Origin of the sequence: Fastidiosipila sp. (assembly GCA_012511175.1) — a bacterium.
Taxonomy (GTDB): Bacteria; Bacillota; Clostridia; order Saccharofermentanales; family DTU023; genus UBA4923.
Genome location: JAAZGO010000005.1, coordinates 1 through 22,794, shown reverse-complemented (window position 1 = coordinate 22,794; position 22,794 = coordinate 1). Strand labels below are relative to the sequence as shown.

Sequence of the window (22,794 nt, the reverse complement as noted above, 5' to 3'; positions counted from 1 at the left end):
AAGCCCGAAAGCGGCTTAAATCAAGCACTTTTTGACAAACAAAAAACCACCTGCTGACAAAATTCCTTTTATCAATAGATGGTATTTGATTTGGTGGAAGCGAGGGGAGTCGAACCCCTGTCCGAAATCACCTTGAAAGGGACTTCTCCGGGTGCAGTCCGTGGTCCGTTTTCCCCAACCCGCCAAGTCCACGGACAAGCTTGATGGCCGGGTAGTCTGATCATACGCGGCAGGGCCTCAAGACCTTGGCCCGCCGGGAGCCCCCTTTGACCTGCCTAAGGGGAAAGGTCTGCTTCTGACGTCCTGACGCGGCTAGCAGATTGACCGCGGGGACGGCAGCGGTTAAGCCGCTGCAAGTGCCGGTTTGTTGGCAATTATAAAAAGTTTCCCGTTTTTTAAAGAGGCCAACGAGAATCCTCTACCCGCTTTCCCGATCTCAACGACCCCGTCGAAACCAGTGCGCTCCCATGTGAGAGCGATTTATTATAGCATGGAAGGGCTTGATTGTAAAAGAACAAGGGCTTACAGGTGGTATGCTGTCCATATGACGCAGCGTTTTAACCCTGGTTTGGCGGAGGAACTGAGATGAGTCAGAAGGAGCCGTACGTGCTGGCAGTGGATGTGGGGACCCAAAGTGTCCGGGCCATTGTTTTCGACCGGGAAGGCAACCAGATTGCCCGGGGCAGAAAGATCAGCCAGCCCTATTACAGCCTGGAGCCAGGCTGGGCGGAGGTGCCGGCGGAACAATTCTTTGATGACAGCTGCCAGGTCATCCGCCAGGTGCTGGACCAGCTGGGCAGCCGGGTGGATCAGCTGAAAGCTGTGGCCTTCACCGCCAACCGGGATAATATCATGCCCCTGGATGATGATGGGCAGCCCTTGCGCGACTGGATCACCTGGGTTGACACCCGGCGGTCGCCCGAGGCCATGGAGGCGCTGAAAAAAGAACTGACGGGGGTGGATCTGGCCATCTATCTTTACGATTATGCTTTTTTCTCCATGGTGGCCTACCGGTCCAAATTCAACTGGATAAAATACAATCAGCCCGACATCTATGCCCGGGCCAAGCGCTATGTCTCCCTGACCGGCTATTTGAACCTGAAACTGTGCGGTGTTTTCAGGGACGCGCGCGGCATGCAGGTGGGCTACGTGCCCTACCAGGCCAAAAGGCAGGATTGGTATCGCATCAAGGGGGTTTTCAAATTTCTTGGTGTCAGGCGTGACCAATTGCCCGACCTGGTAGCACCGGGAGAGGAAATCGGCAGGATCACGGAAGCCGGCCATCAAGCCTGCGGCTTGCCGATCGGCCTGCCCGTCATCGCCTCAGCCGGCGACAAGCAGTGTGAAACCTTGGGCGGGGGGGTCTTTGATCCTTCCCAGGCCGTTATCAGTTATGGAACCATGGCAACCCTGGGCACCACCACCCTGCACCACATCGAAGACAAGAAGCTGAAGTTTTACACCTTTGCCAGTTGCATACCCGATGCCTGGAATCCGGAATACAGTATTTACCGGGGTTACTGGCTGGTAACCTGGTTCTGCCGGCAGTACGCCAAAGAAAGCGGTTTTCCAGAATTTCTCAAGCGCATGAATGAGGAGGTAGTCAAGGTACCGCCGGGTTCCAACGGGCTTTTCGTCTTCCCCTTCTGGACCATCCATCCCGGCCTCTATCCTCACGGCAAGGGCATGATTGCCGGCTGGGTCGACCGCCACCGGGAGGTGGATCTTTACCGGGCCATCCTGGAGAGCATCGCCTACGCTTTGCGTGAGGGCCTGGAATTGATCGAGGCCAAGAGCCGGACCAAGGTAAAAAAACTGACCGTTGTCGGCGGCGGCAGCCAGTCGGATGCTGCCATGCAATTGACCGCGGACATTTTCAATCTGCCGGCGGTCCGGCTGGCAAGCGGGGAGGTCAGCGCCGTCGGCGCGGCTATCAACGCGGGGGTTTGGGCGGGCTTTTATGACTCCTACCAGGAAGCGGTCGGTGTCATGACCCGCGAAGAAAAAGTCTTTTGGCCTGACGCTGACAATGTCGCCATTTATGAAGATCTCTACACAGGGATTTATAAGAAGGCTTACAAGAGCAACGAGAAACTCTTCAAGGAACTGGAGCGCTATTCAGGAAAGAGTCTGGAATGAGGTCCGGACGGCTTGATTCGCCCGGGGGATGATCGAGTAGGATGGAAGAATCAGTTTAGAGGAGAATCACATGATTGAAACCGTTTACCAACTGGTCCAAAACGATGATAAGTCGGTCAAAGCCATTGTCATGGACGAGAATGTCCACTACATGCAGATGGTGCTGAACCAGGGCCAGGGCCTGCCGGTCCACTACTCGAACAGCAATCTCTATATGACGGTGCTGCGGGGGACTTTGTCCATCGGCCTGGAAGATCAGGAAATCCACGATTACCCCAAGGGCAGCCTGCTCAAGATCCCGGTTGATGTCCGGATGAACGTACACAACCGGCATGAGGAGGTCCTGGAGATTACCGTGGTCAAGGCGCCGGCACCTGCGGCGCCGGCAAGACAGGCTTAAGCTTTGGCTGTAACCTGTTTTTGGTTTTGACGTCTTCTAGGGTAGGCAGGCACCTGTCTTCCCTGCCAGTGTCTTGGAACCAGGGCAGGCAATAAAGGAGAGAAAAGATGAAGAAAAGAATCCGTTTGATTGTCCTTGTGACGGCCCTCCTGTTGGTTGCGCTGATCGGTTTTGGCTGCGCTGCGGGTCAGGGAGCCAAGGATACTGCCCCCAGGGAACCTGAAAGCTGGCGGCCCGGTGACGAGTGGGGAGAGGACGGGGAGTACCCGGGAATTTTGCCGGATGAGCCACCATTGCCCCTGCCTCTTCCACCAGGTAAAATCGAGCGCAAGTTCATACAGAACGGTGAGCTGGCCCTCCGAAGCTCCGATCTGAAAAAGACCTATGAATCGCTGGTGAAACTGACCCGTGAGTTGGGCGGTCGCGTCGTTTCCTACGAACAGCTGACATCAGGAGATGTTGCGTGGATTACCATGCAGGTGGCGGTTCCTTTCGGAAAACTGCCCGAATTCATGGAGCATACGGCTGAAAATGTCACCAAGGTGGAGAACAAAACAGTCACCAGTGAAGAGGTCACCGAAGCCTATTACGATACAAAAACCAGGATCCAGTCGACAGAAGAGCTGATCGCCCACTACCGGACCATGCTGGTCAAGGCGGAGACCATCGAGGACACCCTCATGGTGCAATCACGGATTGATGAGCTGACGCTGGAACTCGAAAGCCTGAAAGGACGGTTGCAACGGCTCGACAGCCTGACCCGTGAATCCAGGATCGACATCACCATCCGGATGGAAACCGATCCGACCATCACCAAGCCGGAGGTGACCTGGAAAACCCTCAAGTGGTCCGACGTTGGCTTCCTGATGAAAAACGCCGTCCAGCGTGTTGGGATCGGGATTGTTCTCGCTCTCCAGTACCTGCTCGTTATCCTGGTCTACGCCGCTCCCTTCATTCTGCTGGCGGCGCTTGTCCTCCTGATTATCTGGCTGGTCAGGCGGCGCAGGAAGAAGCGCAGAGCGAAAAAGGCCGCTGCGGGATCTCCCGCGCGCCCTGAGCCCCCGGCAAGGGAATAATAGGGAGGATCAGCCGGCAAAAAAAAGGAGCGGGTGGATGCCCGCTCTTTTTTGTGGATTCAATCTTCCCTATTTCAGGATAAGAAACCAGACAAAGAGGATGGCCGCCAGACCAATCAGAAATCCCAGGAGCAGGAAGAGAAAAAAGGTTTTGAGGTTGCCTTTGCGTTTCTCTTTTCTTTCTCTTGCCATGGCATCGTCTCCCTTTCCTTTCCTTTTGCCCTTTGATTTTCCGGCTTTTTCCGATTCCGGCTGATCTTCGCCGATTTCCTTGTGGTAGATGGATTTTCGGATTTCAAGCCCCGCGACCGGTTCGCCCGGTTCAGAAAGCTCCAGATCCCTGACTTTCAAGGCCAGGACAGTCCCGCTTGCGGAGTCGTCACTTTTTCTTGAATGGATCTGCGCCTGCCGGATCGAGGCGGCAAAAGCGTCAGGGGAGGAGAGATCCTCAATCAATTGGTGTGGCTTGTAGCCCGTACGAAAACCACTTGAAGTCAAGAGAATGATGTCGCCCGGTTTCAAGTCAACTTCCCGGGTGGTGATCAAGCCGGAGGGTGCCGGAGACCGGCTGTCACCGATCAGGGCGGTCCGGCGGCCATTGCCATTATCTGCCGGGCTGCACAGGAGAAAGAGCTCGCCGCCGCGAAAGAGGAAGCTGTCTGTTTGCCCGACATTGAGGACGTAGGCCGTGTTGGCATCGATCAGAAGGAGGGCCATGGAGGCACCCGTTATCCCGTTCCCGCGCGGTTTGATCTGGCTCAGGACACGGTTATGGGCCTCTTTGACCAGGTCCCGGCTGAACTTTCGAAAGTCGAGGGAAGGGCTTTGATAGCGTCCCAGAAGGTCAGCCAGGTCATGGGCAGTCCGTTGGATGATACGGCCCGCCAGGTCGCCAACGCCGGGGCCCCCCACACCTTCAGTGACGACGTAGAGCTGGTTGTAGCCGGTGGAACTGCCGGTTTGCTCTTCACTCCCGGTGATCATGTCGGGGTAGACCCGCCCACTGAGACTGAAGGTATCTTCATTGACCGTGGTCTGTTTCCCCGATCCGGTCAGCCCGATGACAAAAGTTCTGGCCATAGACTCCTCGTAGCTTTCAAAATAGAGATGACTGGCAATCAAGTCGGCATTTATGATAGCACAAAGAAGGCAGATGATATGATGGAAAGCGGAGGTTGACCGGATGAAAGAAGCAGAAGACAAGCAAGCAGCCGGGAAGGCCGTTGCCCTGATCACAGGGGCCTCGTCGGGCCTGGGCGCCGCCCTGACCCGACTGCTAGACGAGACCCTGCCGGACGAGATGGTCTTGTGGCTGATCGCCCGGGATGAAGAGAAACTTATGGCCTTTTCCTCTTCACTTCGCCATGAAAGCAGGATCCTGGCTCTGGACCTTTCCCGGGACCTGTCATTTGAACGGCTGAGGGGAATTCTGGATCGGGAGAAGCCAGTCCTGCATTTGCTGGTCAACAATGCGGGTCAGGGATGCAGCGGCAGCTTTTCCTGCCTTGAACCTGAATCGCTCGATTTGCTTTGCGACCTGAATGTCAAGGCGCAGGTTTCCATGACAGCCCTGGCTCTTCCCTTCATGGCGGAAGGCAGTTCCATCCTCTTCACTGCCTCTGTCGCCGCCTTTCTGCCCCAACCCGGCTTTGCAGCCTATGCCGCATCCAAAGCCTTCATTTTGTCCTTTGGGCTGGCGCTTGGCGGGGAGTTGAGGCAAAAGGGGATACGGGTGACCGTCACCTGTCCCAATCCCATGCTGACCGACTTTTTTACCCCCCAACAAAAGGAAGCGCTGCTGAAATCCTACAAAAGGCTGGGGATAGAGGATCCTGACCGGGTGGCGCAAAAGACCCTGGCTGCCATGAGGCGAAACAAGAGCCTGGTTGTCACCAGTTTTGCGGGTAAGCTGATCCGGCTGGCTGCCAAGTTGCTGCCGACAGGTTGGATGCTCCGGATGATCCGCTGGGACTGAGCTTTTTTCCCAGTCAGCGGGATTTGATCTTCAGGTAAACCAGCTTGACGTTGGGGTTGCCCGTATCCCGCATCTCGATGTCGTATTTGCCCATGGAGCGAACCAGAGTGGTCAGTTTATCGTAGCCATAGTTGCGCGAATCAAAAGACGGCTGCTTTTTGATAATCAGGTTGCCGACCTCGGCCAGGAAAGCCCAGCCGTTTTCATCCTCCACATCCCGGATGGACGAGTTGATCAATTTGATCAATTCCCGGTCGACCTTGCGGATGCCGCTGCGGTCCCGGCTGCCGGCCGGCTTTTTTTCCGTGGCTGGTTTTTTTTCGGTTTCCTTTTTGTCAGACTCTTTTTTAGCTGAGGGCCTGGTCCGTGATGCCGGCTTGGAAACCGGTTCCTTTTCTGGCCTTTCTTTATCCGAATCTTCTTCCTCGGCGTGCTGGTCAATGATCTCCAGATAAATGAAGCGGTCACAGGCCGCAATAAATGAATTGGGTGTTTTCATCTCCCCGAAGCCGTAGACGGTCTTTCCTGATTCGCGAAGACGTGTAGCCAGTTTGGTAAAATCGCTGTCACTGGATACCAGGACGAAGCCGTCTACCTTGTCGGTGTAGAGAATATCCATGGCATCAATAATCATGGCGGAATCGGTGGCGTTCTTGCCAGTGGTATAGCTGAACTGCTGGATGGGGCTGATGGCGTAATCAAGAAGCTGCGATTTCCACTGGGCCAGGTTCGGTTTGGTAAAGTCACCGTAAATCCGCTTGATGGTCGGCGTCCCATAGCGGGCAATTTCCTCCATCATGCCCCTCACATTGTGGGGCGGGACATTGTCCGCGTCAATCAGGACGGCTAGCTGGATATCGCTTTCCCTTGTGCTTGTATTAGTCATGGTGCTTTATTCCCTTCATGCGGCAGCCGTTCGGCTGGCTGCCGGCCAGCCTTATTCTAACACAGGCCGACTGATAAACTGCCGGCGGGGCCCTTTGGTCCGTGTTATGATTGAAACACATTTGAATGAAGTGAAAGGGATAAAACCTGATGGAAAAAGATCCTGTCCTGGTCGTCATGGCCGCCGGCATGGGCTCGCGTTATGGGGGACTCAAGCAGCTGGAATCCTTCGGACCCTCAGGCGAGATCCTGATGGATTATTCAGTCTTTGATGCCGTAAGGGCCGGTTTTTCACAAGTGATCTTTGTCATCCGCAAGGACTTCGAAGAGGCCTTTAACCGGATGATCGGGCCCAGGTTGGAGGGCAGGGTCAATTACACTTATGTCTTCCAGGATCTGCAAGACCTTCCTGCCGGGTATTCGGTCCCCCAAGGCCGGATCAAGCCCTGGGGAACGGGGCAGGCGGTTCTGGCGGCCAGGGAAGAGCTCAAAGGGCCCTTCGCTGTCATCAATGCCGATGACTACTATGGCCCCTCCGCCTACCGGGCCATCCGGGATTTTTTGACCAGGGACCATGCCCCGGGTGAAGGAGACCGGCTTGGCCTTTGTGTGTGGCGGCTGGGCGATACTCTGTCCGATCACGGGCGGGTCTCGCGCGGCGTCTGCGAAATGGAAGAAGACGGCAGTCTCAAAGGTCTGAGAGAGATCAAGGGCATTGAGCGGTCGGGGGCGGGTGCCCGCTACCCGCTTGAAGGCGGGGCGGCCTACCAGGCACTCGATTTGGACAGCCCCGTGTCTATGAACTTTTGGGGTTTCCCGGTCTCTTTTGTCCATGATCTTGCTTCGGAATTTGCGGGCTTTTTGGAAAGATTGCAGGACCTGGATCCCTTGACCTCTGAGTTTTTGCTGCCCGTTGTGGTCGGACAGGGCCTAGCCTCAGGCAGGGCCCGGGTAGAGGTCATGCGGGTGACAGACAGCTGGTATGGCGTAACCAATAAAGAAGACAGACCGCGGGTGGAGGAAGCTCTGGCTGGATTTGCCAGGCAGGGCCTGTATCCCACGCCCCTGTGGTCTTGACGGGAGAGAACAATGACTTTGGAATCAAGGATCGCGGCCGCCCTGGCGGGCCGGCTGCCCATCAGTCAGGAAGAGGCGGAGGCGGGACTTGGCAGGCCGCCCAGGCCGGAAATGGGCGACATTGCCTTTCCCTGTTTTCGCTTCGCCAAGGAGATGAAAAAAGCGCCCAGCCTGATTGCCCGCGGGCTGAAGCAATGGCTGGAAGAGGGCTCGGAGGGATCATTCAAGGAAATATTCGTGGCCATTGACCGGGTGGAGGCCGACGGCGGTTATCTCAATTTCTTTATCCGCCGGGATTACCTGGCCCGGACCGTTTTGCGGCGCTCCATCGAAGCCGGCGACCGGCCGGGCTCGACCGGGGAGGGCCAGGGCAAAACGGTTATCGTCGAGTACTCATCCCCCAACATCGCCAAACCCTTCCATGTCGGCCATGGTTTTTCAACCTTTTTGGGCGAAGCGATCGCCAATTTGTTCGAATACGCGGGCTATCATGTGGAACGTTTTAATCACCTGGGCGATTACGGCACTCAGTTCGGCAAGCTGATTGTCGCCTGGCGTCTCTGGGGTGACCCTGCGGCGCTTGAACAGGCACCTATCCAGGAGCTGACCCGGATTTATGTCAGGTTTCATGAGGAGTCAGAGCAGGATCCGAAACTGGAAGATGAGGCCAGGCTGGCCTTTAACCGGCTGGAACAGGGCGGCGAGGAAGAAAAGGCCCTGTGGGAAACCTTCCGCCGGGTCAGCTTGATGGAATTCAAAAAGATCTACGACCGGGTTGGTATTCACTTTGACAACACCAACGGGGAGAGCTTCTATTCGCCCATGATTCCTGAAGTTGTCGAGATCCTGAAAGAGAAGGGCCTGCTCGAGGAAAGTGAGGGAGCCCAGGTCGTCAACCTGGATGCCTTCGGGCTCAAGCCCTGCCTGATCCTGAAAAGCGATGGCTCAACCATCTACGCTTCGCGCGATATTGCCTCCATACTCTACCGTGAACGGGAGTACCATTTCGACAAGAATATTTACGTGGTGGGGATCCCTCAGAAAAACCATTTCAATCAGGTTTTTGCCGTCATGAAGCGAATGGGTTTTCCCAAGGCGGATGACTGCATCCATGTCGCATTCGGAACCGTCCGTTTCGCTGAAGGGGCCCTGGCAACCCGGACCGGCAATGTCGTCCTGCTGGCCGATCTGCTGGATACCAGTGTTGCCAAAACTGCCGCCCTGATCGAGGCCAACAACCCGGACATGGACCGGAAACTTGCGGCCTCCATTGCCGAGCGGATCGGCCTCGGTGCCGTCCGCTATGCCTATCTGCGAAACAGCCGTGAACGTGACATTGTTTTCTCCTGGGAGGAGATGCTTGACTTTGAAGGGGATACAGCCCCCTATCTGCTCTACACCGTGACGCGGTGCGCTTCCTTGGAACGCAAGGCGCCAGCCGGCATGATGGACCGTGTCCGGCAGGTCAGCGATGAGGACCTGTCCAGACTTGACGGTGACCATGAGCAGGAGGTCATCAAGGAAATCGACCGCTTTGCCAAGGCGGTTGAAGCCGCCCGGCAGGCTTGTGAGCCCTCCATTATGATTCGCCAGGTCATGGCGCTTGCCCGGGCCTTCAATACTTTTTACCATCACACGGCTGTCCTGAAAGCCGGCGATGAATCGCTGACGGCTGCACGTCTGGCCCTGGCTGGAGCGGTTGGCCGCACACTTATTGCCGGACTTCGGCTGGCCGGCATTGAACCGGTTGACCGGATGTAAGGCGGGCAGGCGATGGCTCAAAAAAAAGACCCTGTAACGTGGCTGGAGGGCTTGGACAACGGCCTGCTGGAAGAAAGGGCTGAAAAGGCATACGCCCGGCTCCGCTCCGCCCGCAACCGGCAGGAGCTGGCTGCTCTTATCCGCCAAGTACTGGATGACCTGCGCCAGATGGAAGCCTATCGCAAGGATCTGATCGTCGGGGCCTTTTTGGATCCGGCCGACAGGGGAATAAGGGAGTCTCTGGACCGGACCGAGGAGGGTTGCCTCGCCTTTCTTTGTGAATATTCCCGCTTTTTTGCCAGCATTTCAAAATCATCAAAAGGACTGGAAGCGGCCTCCCTGATCGGGCCGGATTTACCAGCGGCGGCGAAGAACCTGGCTGCCTCATATCAAAAGAAAATCCTTCCCGATCTTCAAAAAGAAAAGGACCTGATCGCAGGCCAGCTGAAAAGACTTGACGAACTGTCACTTTCCTCTCTCCGGACCGGCGCGGTCATGGGAGAGGCAAGGCGCATGCTCCAGTCCCATTCGCGCGAACGCCGCATGAGGGCCTACCGTTCACTGGCAGGCCGGCTGGCACGGTACAGGGATGAAGTTGAAAAACATTTCGTCCAACTCCATGAGACCCGCCGGTCCATGGCCGGGCAGGCCGGCTTCAAGACCTTCTTCGATTATGCCCTGGCCCGGTCCGGCCTGACGGAAGAGAAACGGATGCAGGCCACAGCCTTCCGCCAGCTTGCTCAAAAACACCTGACCCCTCTTGTCCCGGCCATCCGGGCCTCGCAATGGAAGCGGCTGGGGCTTGCGGAACCAAAACCCTGGGACGTCATCTACCCCGCGTCCTTCGGAGTTCCCACGCTCGATTTGTCGGCCTATCCACTGGAGAAAACTTATCTTAAGGGCTTGAGAAGCCTCTTGGGACCCCGGGCGGCCCATTTTGAATCCATGGGGGAAGCAGGTGCCCTGTCTTTTCACGTTACGGGCGAACCGCGTCAGGATCCGGACTCTTTTGATTACTGCGCCGCCGACCCCCACCATGACATGTCAGGGATCCACTTTCCCGATACAAACCGGTCCTATCTCCTGTTGCCCCCTCTGCCGCAGGAATGGTTCGCCTCCACGGTTTTCGCCGAAACAGGATCCATCCTCATACAGCTGTCCGGTGCCCAGGAGCTGCCCTGGCCGCTGGCATCGCCGGAAGCCGGGATGCGCTTGAATCTTGCCCGCTATTCCCTGTCAATGCTCTCGCAGCGGGTCTGGGGGCTCTTTTACGGGATCATGGCCCGCTATGCCCGGGAATACGACATGGCGGAGCTGGCCCTTGACCTGCCTCTCTTATGTGCTTTGGATGAAATGGAGGAGTTCCTGAGCCGTGCCCGGGTGACCAACCTCCAAGTCTTCCGCCACGCCTGGAATGAGATCGCCAGACGCTATCTCCCGTCAGGGTCTGCGGAAGAAGCGCCTTCCCTGATACCCACGGAAGATCTGTGGCTCTACGCCCCCTCCCTTTGGAGCCGGCCGCTGGCTGGCATTTCCGAAGCGCTGGCAGCTGTCTCAGTCCTGGGAACCCTGCCGCTTGGCCGCCGGCACCAGGTCCTGGAAACCGCCTTTTCGCAACTGCTCGATCAGGAGCCTGGAACAGATCCCTTTGCCGGCTTTGGCCATGCCGGTTATCCTTCACCTTATGAAGAGGAAACAGTTCGAAAGGCTGCTTTTGCCATGGCGGACTTTCTGGGGCTTTAATCTTGACGGGCAGGGAAAGCACAATGACGATCATTGCGGTGGCAAGCCATAATCAGGGCAAGCTTGAAGAATTGAAGGCCATGGCGAAAGGATGGCCTGTCCGCCTGATCGGGCCGGATGAGCTTGGCCTGGTGTTGGAAGCGGACGAGAACGGGCATTCATTTGACGAGAATGCCCTGATCAAGTGCCGGGCCCTTCATGAAAAAGCGGGAGGCTGGGTCATGGCCGACGACTCGGGACTGGTTGTCGATTACCTGGGAGGGGATCCGGGGATCCATTCAGCCCGCTATGCCGGATCCGGAGCGACAGACCAGGAAAACTGCCGTCTTCTGCTCGACCGCCTGAAAGAGGCCGGCGAAGGGGAGAGGCGGGCGCATTTCCACTGTTCCCTGGCGGTCATTTCCCCCGGCGGCCAAACGGAACTCTATCATGGCAGGACCGGCGGGACCATCGCTTATGAAGCCCGGGGAAGCGGGGGCTTCGGCTACGATCCGGTTTTTATCCCGGATAACAGGCAAGGTACCCTGGCCGAGCTGCCGCCGGACGAGAAGAATGCCATCAGCCACCGCGGACAGGCCTTCAGGCTGTTTTTGGATCAACAGTTTGGGCGGCCGGCTGATGAAGAAAGGACGCAGTGACATGGCCAGACAGAAAAAAACGACGGATGCCTATTATATTGTCAAAGGTGACGATTTGCCTGAAGTATTCCTCAAGGTCATGGAAGTAAAAAAACTGCTGGATCAGGGCCGTGTCCGCTCAGTCAATGAAGCGGTCAAGCAGGCGGGGATCAGCAGGAGCGCCTATTACAAATACCGGAAATCCATCCGAGCCCTGAAAACCATTGACCAGGGCGCTGTGACAGCTGTTTTGATCGTCATGGAACATCTCAAGCGTGTCGCCCCGCTTTGTTTCGATACCTTTTTTGAAGCCGGTGCCGAGATTCTTTCCTTCCTTCAAAGTCCCCCTGTTGACGGCCTTGTCCAAGTGCTTGTCACCTACCGGACGGATGGGAACAGCTGGCCGGACGATGTGCTGATCTACCGCCTGACCCAGACCCGGGGTGTTGTCCATGTGCAGCCCTTGAGGCAGGTATGAGATTGTGCCGCTGTATGTTCTGGAATCCTGTGGATCATCTGTGATACGCTGATCGCTGGACGAAAAAGGGAAAGGAAGAACCAGTTTTGCGGATCATCCTCGAAGCACTTAAGATCGATAAAATGCCCAGGGCACAGCGGGTGCATCTTTGGTTTTCTTTTCTCTTCGCCATTTCAGCATCCATCTATCTGACCGCGCCGTCAGGGGGGCAGCTGGATCTGTTTAAAACTCAATTGAGTGCCTTTCTTCAAAGGCAGGCGGGTCTCCCTTTTCCTCCCCCTGTCTGGTTTTCCGTTCTTTTCCGGCAAGTTGGCCTGGTGGTTCTCTCCATGGCCTTCATTCTCATTTACGCCGTCCACTGGCTTTTTGCCTCGTCCGAAGTGACGGGCCAGGTCACCGTAAGTGAGGATCCCCTTGAAATCCCCTCCCTTCCCCTGTCAAGGGGTAAGTCGGCGACAGGCGTCGCCATTCGGGCATTTCCGTCTTTTTTGCTTTTGGGCATTGCCATGATCATTCCCTACATCATCTCGATTCCGTCACTGGGCATCCCATTCTACGTGCTGGCGTCCATGCTGTCCATGACCATCTTCATTCTGATTTTTGAAGAAAAGAAGCTGGCCGGGGCCATGGAGGCCAGTTACCGGATGACACGGGGGATGAAATTCTTCATTTTCGTCTCTTTCCTTTTTCTCGGATCGATCACAAACATGGCTGCCGATCTGCTTCGCATGGTTTTCAGAAGCAGCCTCTGGGCCGCAAGCCTGGTCCGGGCTTTCTTTTTCGCGCTAAAGACATTGGCCTTTGGCAGGCTGGCAGCCATCTTCTACCGCTCCCTTTCCGCGCGGGAGGCCGCGGCAAAAAACAGCCCTGGATGAGGCTGAAGACAGAATGGTCCCGAAATTTCACACACGCATTGCCGGCGGATGAAACCTTTGAGAAAGCCGGGAAATGGATCAAACCATGACTTACGAGGAACTGCAGGCGGACATCGCCAACAATAAGACAAAAATCGGCCAACTGAGGCTTTCACTCCGTCTGGAAGCAGATGCGGAGGAAAAAGAGCGGCTGACCCGGGAAACCCTGGAAGAAGGTTTCTGGAACGATCCGGACAGGGCGCAGGTAGTCCAGAAGCGGATTGCCTATTTGAACAAAAAACAGAAACGCTTCGCCGATCTGGTTGCCGGAAATGAGGACTTTGAGGTTCTGCTGGAGCTGTCCCGGGAAGAGGACGACCTCTCTGTTCTCCGCGAGTTGGAGGACGGGCTTGGAGACTGGTCGCGTGAGTATGAGAGTCTTCGGCTGGAAACCCTGTTGACAGGTGAACATGATGCCATGAATGCCCTGGTTTCCCTGCACGCGGGTGCCGGAGGAACTGAGGCCCAGGACTGGGTGGGAATTCTCTTTCGCATGTATGCCCGCTGGGCGGAGAACCATGACTATGAAGTCGAAGTGCTGGATCTGCTGGATGGGGAGGAGGCGGGGATCAAGACCATCTCCTTCCGGGTCGCCGGCCCCAATGCCTACGGGTATCTGAGAAGTGAGCACGGCGTGCACCGGCTGGTTCGTATCTCGCCCTTTGATGCCTCGGGAAGGAGGCATACCTCCTTCGCGTCCTGCGAAGTACTGCCCGAACTGGACGATACCATCAAGATTGAGATCAACCCGGATGATTTGAAAATTGATACATTCAGGGCTTCGGGGGCGGGCGGCCAGCATGTCAACAAGACCAGCTCGGCAGTCAGGATCACCCATCTGCCAACCGGGATTGTCGTTTCCTGCCAGAACGAGCGGTCGCAGCTCTCCAACAGGGAAACAGCCATGCGGATGCTGAAATCAAGGCTCTATCATCTGGCTCAACAACGCCAGCTTGACCGGATCGAAGACCTCAAGGGAGAGGTCTTTGACATAGCCTGGGGGAGCCAGATCCGATCCTACGTCTTCTGTCCCTATACGATGGTTAAGGACCACCGGACAGGCTATGAAACGAGTGATGTGGATGGGGTCATGGATGGCGATCTTGACGCTTTCATCAATGCCTGGCTGATTGAAAATGCCCAGGACCGCGAGACAGCCAGGGAGAAAGAGCTCCGTCTCCACGGTCAGGGAGGATCTGGCGCGTGACCGGGCTTTTTGGCGGAACCTTTGACCCTTTCCACCTGGCACACCGGGCCCTTGCCGAACATGCGCTGAAACAGCTTGATCTCAGGCAGCTGATCGTTATGCCAGTCGGGAGGCCTCCCCATAAAGAAGGGCGGATAAGCTTTGCCGCCTATCGGTATGAGATGGCCTGCCTGGGCATGAATGGCATCCGGGATGTTCTGGTGTCGGACGATGAAATCAGGACACCGGGAGTCGATTACACCTACCACACGGTGCTGAGACTGAAGAAGAAGTACGGGCTGAAAGAACTGGTTCTTCTTTCGGGGTCCGACCTGTTGGGTTCCCTTGATTCCTGGTACCGGCCGGCCGACCTGCTCAAGGAAGTTTCTTTGGCGGTGGCGATAAGAGGGAACGACAACCGCCAGTCCGTGGCCGAGCAGGCAGAGACGGCCAGCAGGCGCTACGGGACATCGGTTCGCGTCTTTGACATGCCCGCTATGGATCTGTCGGCCAGCCTGATCCGGGCCAGGATCGCCTCAGGGGAGGATATTGACGGCCTGTGTCCTGATCAGGTGGTCAGATTTATCCGCCGTTACCGGCCCTATGCTTCGAGAGAGGCCTTTGACCGGCTGAACGGCCAGGACTGGCAGGATTTACTGAATCTGGAAGAAAGAGCCTGGCCTTACCTGTCTCGGGAACGAAGGCTCCATTCTGTTTCCGTGGCCCAGTACGCGGCCCGGCTTGCCGCTCTCATGGGGGAGGATATCAAAATGGCAGCTTCGGCCGGACTTTTACACGATCTGGCCAAAGAGCTTCCTGCACGGCAGAAGGAAGAGCTGGCCTTGAGCTATTTTGATCGGCATGGTCAAAGGCCGTCCAGTGATTTTCTGAAGGGGGAATTGGCTCACGGACCAGCTTCTGCCATTATGGCATCAAGGCTGACCGGCATGGAAAATGACCCGCTTGTCCACGCCATTGCCTGGCATTCCACCGGCCATCCGGACATGACGGTTCTGGGCGGGATACTCTTCCTGGCCGATAAGATTGCCTATGACAGGGAATTTGGCGAGCTGCGGGAGATCCGTGCTCTGGCAGAAAGCGGCAATCTGGCGGGGGCCATGAAAGCATGCTTTGAAGAAGTCTTTAAGGCGCTGGCCCGGCAAGGAAAATCGCCCTGTGAACTCAGCATCCAGGCTTATAAGAAATATTCGGAAATGGGGTAGGTGGCCCCTGAAGGAGGAAGGATTGAAAGAAAAAACCGGGAAAGCTCAAACCCTCGACGTGGCGCTCGCCGCAGAGCCTGAAGAGAGACAAAAACTTAAGCGTATTGAAGAGATGGCTGCCGCAGCCGTCGAGGCTATCGAAGAAAAAAAAGGCGGTGATATCGAGGTTTTGAAGGTGACTTCCAGGACCACGCTGGCGGATGTCTTTGTTCTGGCAAGCGGGACAACAGGGATCCATGTCAAAAGCCTGGCGGATTCCGTTGAGGAAAAACTGGAAGAAACGTTCGGTTTGAAACCTGACCATATTGAGGGACTGGACACCAGGAGCTGGGTCCTGCTCGATTATGGCGATCTGGTCGTCCATATCCTCATGCCGGAAGACCGCGCACATTACAAGCTGGAGAGCCTTTGGCGGGTTGACGCCGACAAGCGGCCCGTCTGAGCCAGGCGGTTTCCGACAAAAAGACTTTCATCCGGACCAAGGGCTGAATCCCGCCGGCGACCGCCGCCTCCCGGGTGCGAAAATCGTGGCAGATCAAGTCCTGTTGTCTGGGGGGAAGAGTGTGCGGGGGCGAACAGGTCCTTATCCGACTCTAAACAGCCGCAGCGGGCGTCCCAAAAGGGCACCGCTTTTCTTTTTCTTTGCCCTGATTGCCCTGTCAGCTGTTATTTTGATTCTGATTGCCCGGAAACCTTCCGGCCAGCCAGTCCTTATCGTGTCCGGGGAGACCGAAGGGCTTCAAACAGAAGCTGCCAGACCCACCCTGTTTCCAGTCCATGTGGACGGCGCGGTAAAGAATCCCGGCCTCTACTATTTCGCAGAAAGCTCGATCATGGAAGACGCCATCAAGCAAGCCGGTGGCTTATCGCCGTTGGCAGACTGCGGCGCAGTCAATCTGGCCATGCTGTTGCGGCCCCACATGAAGATCTACGTGCCCCGTGAAGGTGAAGACGTGGCCTGGTTGCCGCTTGGAGAGGATGAACCGGAAGCGGAGGCTCTCATTGATCTGAACCGGGCCAGTCAGAGGGAGCTGGAAACCCTGCCGGGAGTCGGGCAGGCAACAGCTGAAGCTATTCTGGCCTTCAGAGAAGAAAACGGCCCTTTTTCGGATATTGAGGAACTGATGCAGGTGCCAGGTATCAAGGAAGGACGCTTCTCAAAACTCAAAGACAGGGTCACCGTTACCGGGCCCTGAAGGAATGGCCTGATAGCCTCTTTTGTTTGACATTTACCTCGTTTACAAGTAAAATCCATAAGGCATCGGGGTGTGGCTCAGGTGGTAGAGCGCTTGGTTCGGGACCAAGAGGCCGCAAGTTCAAGTCTTGTCACTCCGACCATTCGACCTCCGGTTCCCTTGCGGGCCGGAGGTTTTTTAAGCGGGCCCGCTGTTGCGGGCAGAGTATGTGGTACAATATACGTGGTATCGGTATATTTTTGCGGAGGAATGAGATGAGTTCATGTGACGAGATATTCCGCAGGAACTGTCGCGAAATTCTCGAGCACGGCCATTCAGACGCGCATCTGAAAGTTCGTCCGCGCTGGGAAGACGGGACACCGGCCCATACCATCAAGCGCTTCGGTATCATCAACCGCTATGATCTGCAGCAGGAATTCCCCCTCTTAACCCTTCGAAAGATCAATTACCGGGCGGCCATCGATGAAATTTTATGGATTTGGCAAAAGAAATCAAACCGTGTCTGTGAACTCGGTTCGAAGATCTGGGACCAGTGGTGCCTGCCTGACGGGACCATCGGCAAAGCGTACGGTTATCAGCTGGCTCAAAAGCATCAATACCCCGAAGGCGAATTCGATCAGGTTGACCGCATCCTATACGAGCTGCGTCATAACCCCGGTTCACGCCGCATGATGACCAACCTCTACAATTTTTCCGACCTGAGCGACATGGCCTTGTATCCCTGCGCCTACAGCATGACCTTCAACGTGACGGGCGACAGGCTGAACGGGCTTCTTAATCAGCGGTCCAATGACATGTTAGTGGCCAATAACTGGAATGTGCTTCAGTACGCGGTCCTGATTTTCATGCTGGCCCAGGTAACAGGGTTCAGACCGGGTGAGCTGGTTCATGTGATTGCCGATGCGCACATTTATGACCGGCACATTCCGCTGGTCCGGGAGCTGATCGACCGGCCCGGCTTCCAGGCGCCGCGCCTGCTGATCGACCCGGATGTCCACGATTTTTACGACTTTACCCCCGACAGTTTCCAGATTGAAGACTACCGGCACGGCACCGCGGTTCGCGGCATCCCGGTGGCCATCTAGGCAGGGAGGTCAGGTCATGATCGCCATTGTAGCGTGTGACGCCGACTGGGGTATCGGCTGCAGGGGATGCCTGCAAAAGCCGGTCAGTTCGGACCTGCGGCGCTTTCGGGCTTTGACACTTGGCAAAGTCGTGATTTATGGGCGGAAGACCCTGGATACCTTTCCGGGGAAAAAACCCCTGCCCGGCCGGATCAATCTGGTTTTGCGAACCCGGGACGAAGCACCCGCCAGCGGGTGCGAGTACTTTTCCAGCATCGGGGAACTTATGGCCCGTATCCGCAGCCTGAAACAGGAAGGCTACCAGGACAAGGATTTTGTTGTCATAGGAGGGGGCAGCGTCTATCAGCAATTGCTGCCTTACTGTGACACCATTCTGATTACTCAGTTTGAGGAGATGTATGAGGCCGACGTCTGGTTCCCGGCCATCGACCAGTCGCCCGACTGGTTTCTGGATTCCTGCGGCCAGTGGCTGGAAGAGGACGGCGTCAGGTTTCGGTATCTGACATACAGGCGAAATGACATTGCTTAGAGGTGTGGCGTGATCCTTCACAGGGCAGATGAATCGGGAGGAATGGAAGATGAGTAAACCGATGAAAAAGACCGCTCCCATCAACTTGCGCCCATTCTACGTCAAGGATATCTCTTGGCTCAAAGAAGTGGTCAAGCAATTTTTCCCTGACCGGACGAACAGTGAATGGCGCAGGATCATGAGCGGAAAACGCAAGAAGGGTGAGCTTCTTTTCTTTATCGAAAAGGGCGACCAGCCCCTTGGCGGAGTCAGCGTGACAGCGCCCTTCAATTCGCCAACCTGGCGGATTGCACGGATCCATACCCTGGGCGAGCTTCCTGAAGACGATAAGGTGGAGATCGTCAGGCAGATCATCGCTGACGACCCCCTGATCTACCGGATCGATCTGACACACATGAAATTGTCAGAAGCTGACCGCTTGATCTACGGCAGATTGACGGGAATCGATTGGCCTTCCAAAAGGGAAACTTATTTTGCTCCGCAGGTGGCCAAATGGCAGATTGCCTTTATCCCTTGGGAATTTGGGTATCTGGCGGTGGTGACTGATTCCGCCCGCAAGAAAATTGCCTCAATTGAATTCCTGCGCGAAGGGGGAGAAGGGTTGAGTTTGCGGGTCAGGCAAGCCGCCTATTTCTCTGGCTATCTCAGCCATGACGGCAAGATCCTGACTCCCGAGGCCCCGGATCTTGATGACGAATGCGAGGTTCTGAAGCTGGCGCGCAGGGAATTGCGGCTCTACTTGAGCGGTGGTCACGAGATCAGGATTCCCTACAAGTTCCCGGAGGGGACAGCTTTCCAGAAACGGGTCTGGGAAGAAACCTTGAAAATTCCCTATGGTTCCGTCAAAACCTATGCCGACATCGCAGAAATCATTCAGCCTGACAAGGATAAGACGGGACAGATGGCCAGGGCGGTCGGTCGGGCCCTGGCAGCCAATCCGCTTCCCATCATCATTCCCTGCCACCGGGTCATTGGCTCCAACCAGATGCTGATAGGTTTCGGCGGGGGCGTAGACGTCAAAGACTATCTCCTGCAGCTGGAGATGTGGCACGCCATTCCCACCGCCTGACAGCAGGGCCGAGCCGCCGGATTCCTTGACATCAGGCTGGCCGCTTGCTACACTCAATGAGATGTTTTTGGGGAAACGGTGGAATTAGCTCAGCAGGTTAGAGTGCCAGGTTGTGGCCCTGGAGGTCACGAGTTCGAATCTCGTATTCCACCCCACCATTCCTCAATCAAGATGGGGTGTAGCCAAGCGGTAAGGCACGGGACTTTGACTCCCGCATTCGCAGGTTCAAATCCTGCCATCCCAGCCAAATGATCCACTAGCTCAGTCGGTAGAGCATCTGACTTTTAATCAGGGGGTCTGGGGTTCGAATCCCCAGTGGATCACCAGTTAAGCCTTGAGGCAGCTATGTCTCAAGGCCTTGCTGTTTTAGGGGATCCCGGCAGGTGATATGATGAATGGACCTAACACCGAACGACATTTGCCAGGGGGGATAAGCGACCATGAACGGGGAAAAAGATCAGGGAAAAGCCATGGGGCCAAAGAATCCATTAAAGGGCGACCGGATCCTGCTGGCTCCTCTGACTCAGGAAGATCTTGAGAGGGTCGCTCCTTTTTTTGCTGATGCGGAAGCCCTCTACTATTACCTTCCGGATCTGTTGCTTCCGCGTACGTCCGCTCAGCTTCAGGCCCTCATGGATGAATGGAATGACGGCGTCAGGAATTTTGTTTTTGCCTGCCGATATAAGAATGAGGCGATCGGGCTTGTGACCCTGTCGGATCTGGATTATGCCATGGGAAATGCGGAGATGGGGATCATGCTTATCAGTCGGGCATGGCGGGGGCGGGGATTGGCAAGTGAGGCCGTGAAGCTGGCACTGACTTATGCCTTTGACGAGCTGGGACTTCACCGCGTCTACGCACGGCTGGCGGAAGAGAACCTCCCTTCCCTGAACTTATTCAAGCGACTGGGTTTTACTGAAGAAGGGCGGCTGAGGGAAGCCATGAGGCGGGGCGGGTCTTATTTGGATTTGATTGTAGTCGGCCTCCTGGAAAACGAATTTGACCGGATAAAATCAACCGATTAAGCCTGTGCTTGATCGTGCTAAGATAAAATTCGCGGCAGTCCAGCATAAACAAGGGGAACAGACAGCAAGGTGATCCGCTCCACATTAACAGCCCATCTGGCCGAAGCCGATCGTACAAGGCAAACCCTGCAGTTGAATGATCGTGATATCGGAGTTCTGGCAACACAGGAACAACGCCATTACGTTATGTCGGGTAACCGCCGGGTCCAGCTGATCGCCGGCCTGCAGACCGATCCCGGGGATCATGCCCTGGTCCTGTCGGCACGGGCCTTGCTCCGGTACTGGCTTGTTTCATTTCGCGAACTCCAGATCAACGGACTTGACCGCTTGCCTGCCATCGTCGAACGCAACAGGCTGACGGCCGATTTTCTCCTTCTGATGGATTCCGAGCTGGTGCTGGTCTGGTGTCCGTCCAGTTTTGGTGTCTACCTGCACCGGGGGCGCCATCTGTATAGACAGCAGCCGACTTATCCGCCCCAAAGCGGAGGGCTTGCCTCTTTTTGCCGTACACTTGATTTTTATGCCTTCCGGCCGCGCGAGGGCGATGACCTTCTGATTATCGACCCCTCTTTCATTGATTTGTTTGATGCGGCGGACTTGGAGGACCTGCTGGCGGACACCCAGCAGATTAACGTGGCCATGACAGAGCTGACGCGGCTGGCCTATTCATATGGCCGTGACGCTGACACAAGCTGGTTCTCCGCACAGATCCAGAGGCTGGATACGGATCTTGAACTTTTGAGCGCAAAATCAAGGGAGCGGGCATCGGGCCGGAGGGAGACGGGAGAGAACGCGATTTCCTGGATCAGGCAAATCCAAAAATCCAAGGTTGTTCCCCTGCTTGATGGAAATGTCCGCATTGCGCCAGCTGATCTTGACCGCCTTGCGGGGTACCGACCGAGGCAGCCTGTCGTGGATTACGGGCCGAAACCGCCGACTTTCAGGACGGACTGGCAGGCTGACAGGCAGGAAAGATTCAGCTTGCCGGTCAAGGGGCCTGGGGGAGGTCCTGCAGGGCATGAAAATCGCGGGCGGATATCCCGCAAACCCCGGGAAAACTGGCTGGACAGGGTCAAGCATTGGAACACAGAGGGCATCAGAGGTGCGATCGTCGGTTTTCACAGGAAACTGACTCATCTGGTCCCCGGATCCCGCGGCTTGTCGCTGCTTGCCTACCTTGCGATCTGGCTGGTTGCCCTGGTTCTGTTGCTGTCAGCTTTTCATGCGATCCGGGGTGACGGAAAAGCAGAAGATCCCCGGGAGGAAGGCCCGAAAGTTACCTCTCAGGAAAGCAGGCCGGCCATTGTGAAAACGGAATTCGAGATTGACATCATTGTCAAGGCCAGCAGCCTCCGGGTCGTATCGGAACCGGGGGGAGATGAGCTGGTCGCCTCGGTCACGCGGGGAGATCATGTAACCCAGTTGACCAGCCCCCTGGACGGCTGGATCCTGATCCGTCTTTCCGACGGGCGGTCGGGCTATGTGCCCGAATCACTTCTTCTTTCACCCGGCGAACGATAAATGACACGCTAAGCTGGACAGTCGAGAAGGAAGCCAGGAAAACTTGAAAAGAAATCACCATCGGCCTTTGGCAGGGATTTAAAAAGCGCCGCAAAATGAAGATAAATGTTAGAATGAGCATGCCGGCCGAAAAGAAGCGCGCGCCAAACAAGCCAATCGAGCTTTTTATCGTTCTCGACACTTTAAGCTGGATGGCCTGAAAGGTTAAGAGAAGAACCAAATTTCAGGGCGGGCCTTCTGTCGAATCAGCGCCTTATTTAATTAAGATGCTGGGCCGCAAGGTTACCTGGGAAGGATCCAATACTGGAATGTTCAAGCATTCCAGTGTGTCCCTCCCGAAGGTGGCGCTGAATGACTGGAGTGGGGTCTGGTCATTCAGCCTTTTTCTGGGAAATCCGTTGACATGGCCCATGACCAGGTTGAGATCCTTCTGGGTGAGCTGGTCAAAGGATGACCCCCTGGGCAGGATGCGCCTCAAGTGTTTATGGGCGCCTTCCACCCCAGGTTTCTGGTTGGGTGTACCCGGGTCACAGTAATAGATCCGGGTACGCCGTTGTCCCTTTGAGTCGAATTCAATCGCTTTGGGATTGGAGAACTCGGACCCGTTGTCGGTCAAAAGGACGGGGAAGAGTTTGCAAAAGGTTTCCCGGCCGAGGTGCTTGTCAAGTTGCTCGAAGAGGTCGATGACGGACTTGGCGGTATTTCTCTCACGCAAGAACAAGAGCAGCATGGAGGACTCCTGGAAGTAAAGGGACAAGATGACCCTGCCGCCAAGGGTGCCAATGACGGAATCCATCTCGACCACCGGCCAGGGATCGTCTGCCATAAATGCCAGGTAATCCTGATAGGTTCGCCCCTTGCGGCACTCCGTATCGATCTTGTGCTCTTTTCTCTT

The 22,794-nt window shown here is 55.9% G+C and carries 22 protein-coding genes, 4 tRNA genes and 1 other RNA gene; 23 read left to right on the top strand and 4 right to left on the bottom strand.

The annotated features are described in order from the left end of the window. Positions 1–91: 91 nt before the first annotated feature. Positions 92–467, bottom strand: a transfer-messenger RNA (tmRNA) gene (gene ssrA, locus GX839_01280). Between the two features lie 118 nt (positions 468–585). On the opposite strand from ssrA, the gene GX839_01275 reads away from it, so the two are divergent. The 3 genes from GX839_01275 to GX839_01265 all read left to right on the top strand — a co-directional run bounded on the left by GX839_01275 (position 586) and on the right by GX839_01265 (position 3,615). Further along, positions 586–2,139, top strand: a complete 1,554-nt coding sequence (locus tag GX839_01275) for a carbohydrate kinase (GenBank protein ID NLB04099.1) — start codon at positions 586–588, stop codon at positions 2,137–2,139. Positions 2,140–2,209: 70 nt separating this feature from the next. Then, positions 2,210–2,539 (top strand): hypothetical protein, encoded by a 330-nt coding sequence (locus GX839_01270; protein ID NLB04098.1) that lies wholly within the window; start codon positions 2,210–2,212, stop codon positions 2,537–2,539. 107 nt (positions 2,540–2,646) lie between these two features. Beyond that, a complete protein-coding gene (locus GX839_01265; GenBank protein ID NLB04097.1) occupies positions 2,647–3,615 on the top strand; it encodes a DUF4349 domain-containing protein in 969 nt (322 codons plus the stop codon). A 69-nt stretch (positions 3,616–3,684) separates the two neighbouring features. Here GX839_01265 and GX839_01260 read toward each other — a convergent pair whose 3' ends face one another. Beyond that, complete coding sequence (locus GX839_01260) at positions 3,685–4,695, bottom strand: hypothetical protein (protein NLB04096.1); 1,011 nt, start codon at positions 4,693–4,695, stop codon at positions 3,685–3,687. Between the two features lie 103 nt (positions 4,696–4,798). Between GX839_01260 and GX839_01255 the strand changes: the two genes are divergently transcribed. Continuing rightward, positions 4,799–5,590 carry an SDR family NAD(P)-dependent oxidoreductase gene (locus GX839_01255; GenBank protein ID NLB04095.1) on the top strand — a complete coding sequence of 264 codons (792 nt, stop codon included), beginning with the start codon at positions 4,799–4,801 and terminating at the stop codon, positions 5,588–5,590. A gap of 13 nt (positions 5,591–5,603) precedes the next feature. Here GX839_01255 and GX839_01250 read toward each other — a convergent pair whose 3' ends face one another. Then, positions 5,604–6,476, bottom strand: a complete 873-nt coding sequence (locus GX839_01250) for an NYN domain-containing protein (GenBank protein NLB04094.1) — start codon at positions 6,474–6,476, stop codon at positions 5,604–5,606. 149 nt (positions 6,477–6,625) lie between these two features. On the opposite strand from GX839_01250, the gene GX839_01245 reads away from it, so the two are divergent. The 19 genes from GX839_01245 to GX839_01155 all read left to right on the top strand — a co-directional run bounded on the left by GX839_01245 (position 6,626) and on the right by GX839_01155 (position 21,899). Then, positions 6,626–7,552, top strand: coding sequence for a nucleotidyltransferase (locus tag GX839_01245; GenBank protein ID NLB04093.1), 927 nt, complete (start codon positions 6,626–6,628; stop codon positions 7,550–7,552). 12 nt (positions 7,553–7,564) lie between these two features. Next, positions 7,565–9,313 carry an arginine--tRNA ligase gene (argS, locus tag GX839_01240; protein NLB04092.1) on the top strand — a complete coding sequence of 583 codons (1,749 nt, stop codon included), beginning with the start codon at positions 7,565–7,567 and terminating at the stop codon, positions 9,311–9,313. A gap of 12 nt (positions 9,314–9,325) precedes the next feature. After that, positions 9,326–11,056: a hypothetical protein gene (locus GX839_01235; GenBank protein ID NLB04091.1), complete on the top strand. Its 1,731-nt coding sequence runs from the start codon at positions 9,326–9,328 to the stop codon at positions 11,054–11,056. A 23-nt stretch (positions 11,057–11,079) separates the two neighbouring features. Next, complete coding sequence (rdgB, locus tag GX839_01230) at positions 11,080–11,694, top strand: RdgB/HAM1 family non-canonical purine NTP pyrophosphatase (GenBank protein NLB04090.1); 615 nt, start codon at positions 11,080–11,082, stop codon at positions 11,692–11,694. Position 11,695: 1 nt separating this feature from the next. Next, positions 11,696–12,151, top strand: coding sequence for a hypothetical protein (locus tag GX839_01225; GenBank protein ID NLB04089.1), 456 nt, complete (start codon positions 11,696–11,698; stop codon positions 12,149–12,151). Between the two features lie 122 nt (positions 12,152–12,273). After that, positions 12,274–13,026: a hypothetical protein gene (locus tag GX839_01220; protein ID NLB04088.1), complete on the top strand. Its 753-nt coding sequence runs from the start codon at positions 12,274–12,276 to the stop codon at positions 13,024–13,026. 73 nt (positions 13,027–13,099) lie between these two features. Then, positions 13,100–14,272: a peptide chain release factor 2 gene (locus GX839_01215; GenBank protein ID NLB04087.1), complete on the top strand. Its 1,173-nt coding sequence runs from the start codon at positions 13,100–13,102 to the stop codon at positions 14,270–14,272. After that, positions 14,269–15,474 (top strand): nicotinate (nicotinamide) nucleotide adenylyltransferase, encoded by a 1,206-nt coding sequence (gene nadD, locus GX839_01210; protein ID NLB04086.1) that lies wholly within the window; start codon positions 14,269–14,271, stop codon positions 15,472–15,474. The genes GX839_01215 and nadD overlap by 4 nt, the downstream gene beginning before the upstream one ends. Before the next feature lie 112 nt (positions 15,475–15,586). Beyond that, positions 15,587–15,916 carry a ribosome silencing factor gene (rsfS, locus tag GX839_01205; protein NLB04085.1) on the top strand — a complete coding sequence of 110 codons (330 nt, stop codon included), beginning with the start codon at positions 15,587–15,589 and terminating at the stop codon, positions 15,914–15,916. Between the two features lie 85 nt (positions 15,917–16,001). Continuing rightward, the gene (locus tag GX839_01200; GenBank protein NLB04084.1) at positions 16,002–16,670 is read left to right on the top strand and encodes a ComEA family DNA-binding protein; all 669 of its coding nucleotides are present in this window, start codon (positions 16,002–16,004) and stop codon (positions 16,668–16,670) included. Positions 16,671–16,736: 66 nt separating this feature from the next. After that, positions 16,737–16,812, top strand: a tRNA-Pro gene (locus GX839_01195). 112 nt (positions 16,813–16,924) lie between these two features. Further along, positions 16,925–17,755 carry a thymidylate synthase gene (gene thyA, locus GX839_01190; GenBank protein ID NLB04083.1) on the top strand — a complete coding sequence of 277 codons (831 nt, stop codon included), beginning with the start codon at positions 16,925–16,927 and terminating at the stop codon, positions 17,753–17,755. Positions 17,756–17,771: 16 nt separating this feature from the next. Continuing rightward, positions 17,772–18,284 (top strand): dihydrofolate reductase, encoded by a 513-nt coding sequence (locus GX839_01185; GenBank protein ID NLB04082.1) that lies wholly within the window; start codon positions 17,772–17,774, stop codon positions 18,282–18,284. Between the two features lie 394 nt (positions 18,285–18,678). Next, the gene (locus tag GX839_01180; protein ID NLB04081.1) at positions 18,679–19,353 is read left to right on the top strand and encodes a methylated-DNA--[protein]-cysteine S-methyltransferase; all 675 of its coding nucleotides are present in this window, start codon (positions 18,679–18,681) and stop codon (positions 19,351–19,353) included. Positions 19,354–19,431: 78 nt separating this feature from the next. Beyond that, positions 19,432–19,508 (top strand) — tRNA-His (locus GX839_01175). Positions 19,509–19,525: 17 nt separating this feature from the next. Further along, a tRNA-Gln gene (locus tag GX839_01170) sits at positions 19,526–19,600 on the top strand. Positions 19,601–19,603: 3 nt separating this feature from the next. Further along, positions 19,604–19,679: transfer RNA gene (locus tag GX839_01165), tRNA-Lys, on the top strand. A gap of 114 nt (positions 19,680–19,793) precedes the next feature. After that, positions 19,794–20,378 (top strand): GNAT family N-acetyltransferase, encoded by a 585-nt coding sequence (locus GX839_01160; GenBank protein ID NLB04080.1) that lies wholly within the window; start codon positions 19,794–19,796, stop codon positions 20,376–20,378. Positions 20,379–20,510: 132 nt separating this feature from the next. Further along, entirely contained in the window at positions 20,511–21,899 is a 1,389-nt protein-coding gene (locus tag GX839_01155) for a hypothetical protein (protein ID NLB04079.1), read from the top strand. Positions 21,900–22,152: 253 nt separating this feature from the next. On the opposite strand, the gene GX839_01150 is transcribed toward GX839_01155, so the two are convergent. Next, positions 22,153–22,794: IS30 family transposase (locus tag GX839_01150; protein ID NLB04078.1), on the bottom strand; the 642-nt coding region annotated here is incomplete at its 5' end.

What these genes read in the sequence shown, in the direction of transcription:
- GX839_01275 (NLB04099.1), top strand. Translation starts at nt 586, where the DNA reads ATGAGTCAGAAGGAGCCGTACGTGCTGGCAGTGGATGTGGGGACCCAA.
- GX839_01270 (NLB04098.1), top strand. Translation starts at nt 2,210, where the DNA reads ATGATTGAAACCGTTTACCAACTGGTCCAAAACGATGATAAGTCGGTC.
- GX839_01265 (NLB04097.1), top strand. Translation starts at nt 2,647, where the DNA reads ATGAAGAAAAGAATCCGTTTGATTGTCCTTGTGACGGCCCTCCTGTTG.
- GX839_01260 (NLB04096.1), bottom strand. Translation starts at nt 4,695, where the DNA reads ATGGCCAGAACTTTTGTCATCGGGCTGACCGGATCGGGGAAACAGACC.
- GX839_01255 (NLB04095.1), top strand. Translation starts at nt 4,799, where the DNA reads ATGAAAGAAGCAGAAGACAAGCAAGCAGCCGGGAAGGCCGTTGCCCTG.
- GX839_01250 (NLB04094.1), bottom strand. Translation starts at nt 6,476, where the DNA reads ATGACTAATACAAGCACAAGGGAAAGCGATATCCAGCTAGCCGTCCTG.
- GX839_01245 (NLB04093.1), top strand. Translation starts at nt 6,626, where the DNA reads ATGGAAAAAGATCCTGTCCTGGTCGTCATGGCCGCCGGCATGGGCTCG.
- argS (NLB04092.1), top strand. Translation starts at nt 7,565, where the DNA reads ATGACTTTGGAATCAAGGATCGCGGCCGCCCTGGCGGGCCGGCTGCCC.
- GX839_01235 (NLB04091.1), top strand. Translation starts at nt 9,326, where the DNA reads ATGGCTCAAAAAAAAGACCCTGTAACGTGGCTGGAGGGCTTGGACAAC.
- rdgB (NLB04090.1), top strand. Translation starts at nt 11,080, where the DNA reads ATGACGATCATTGCGGTGGCAAGCCATAATCAGGGCAAGCTTGAAGAA.
- GX839_01225 (NLB04089.1), top strand. Translation starts at nt 11,696, where the DNA reads ATGGCCAGACAGAAAAAAACGACGGATGCCTATTATATTGTCAAAGGT.
- GX839_01220 (NLB04088.1), top strand. Translation starts at nt 12,274, where the DNA reads ATGCCCAGGGCACAGCGGGTGCATCTTTGGTTTTCTTTTCTCTTCGCC.
- GX839_01215 (NLB04087.1), top strand. Translation starts at nt 13,100, where the DNA reads ATGGATCAAACCATGACTTACGAGGAACTGCAGGCGGACATCGCCAAC.
- rsfS (NLB04085.1), top strand. Translation starts at nt 15,587, where the DNA reads ATGGCTGCCGCAGCCGTCGAGGCTATCGAAGAAAAAAAAGGCGGTGAT.
- thyA (NLB04083.1), top strand. Translation starts at nt 16,925, where the DNA reads ATGAGTTCATGTGACGAGATATTCCGCAGGAACTGTCGCGAAATTCTC.
- GX839_01185 (NLB04082.1), top strand. Translation starts at nt 17,772, where the DNA reads ATGATCGCCATTGTAGCGTGTGACGCCGACTGGGGTATCGGCTGCAGG.
- GX839_01180 (NLB04081.1), top strand. Translation starts at nt 18,679, where the DNA reads ATGAAATTGTCAGAAGCTGACCGCTTGATCTACGGCAGATTGACGGGA.
- GX839_01160 (NLB04080.1), top strand. Translation starts at nt 19,794, where the DNA reads ATGAACGGGGAAAAAGATCAGGGAAAAGCCATGGGGCCAAAGAATCCA.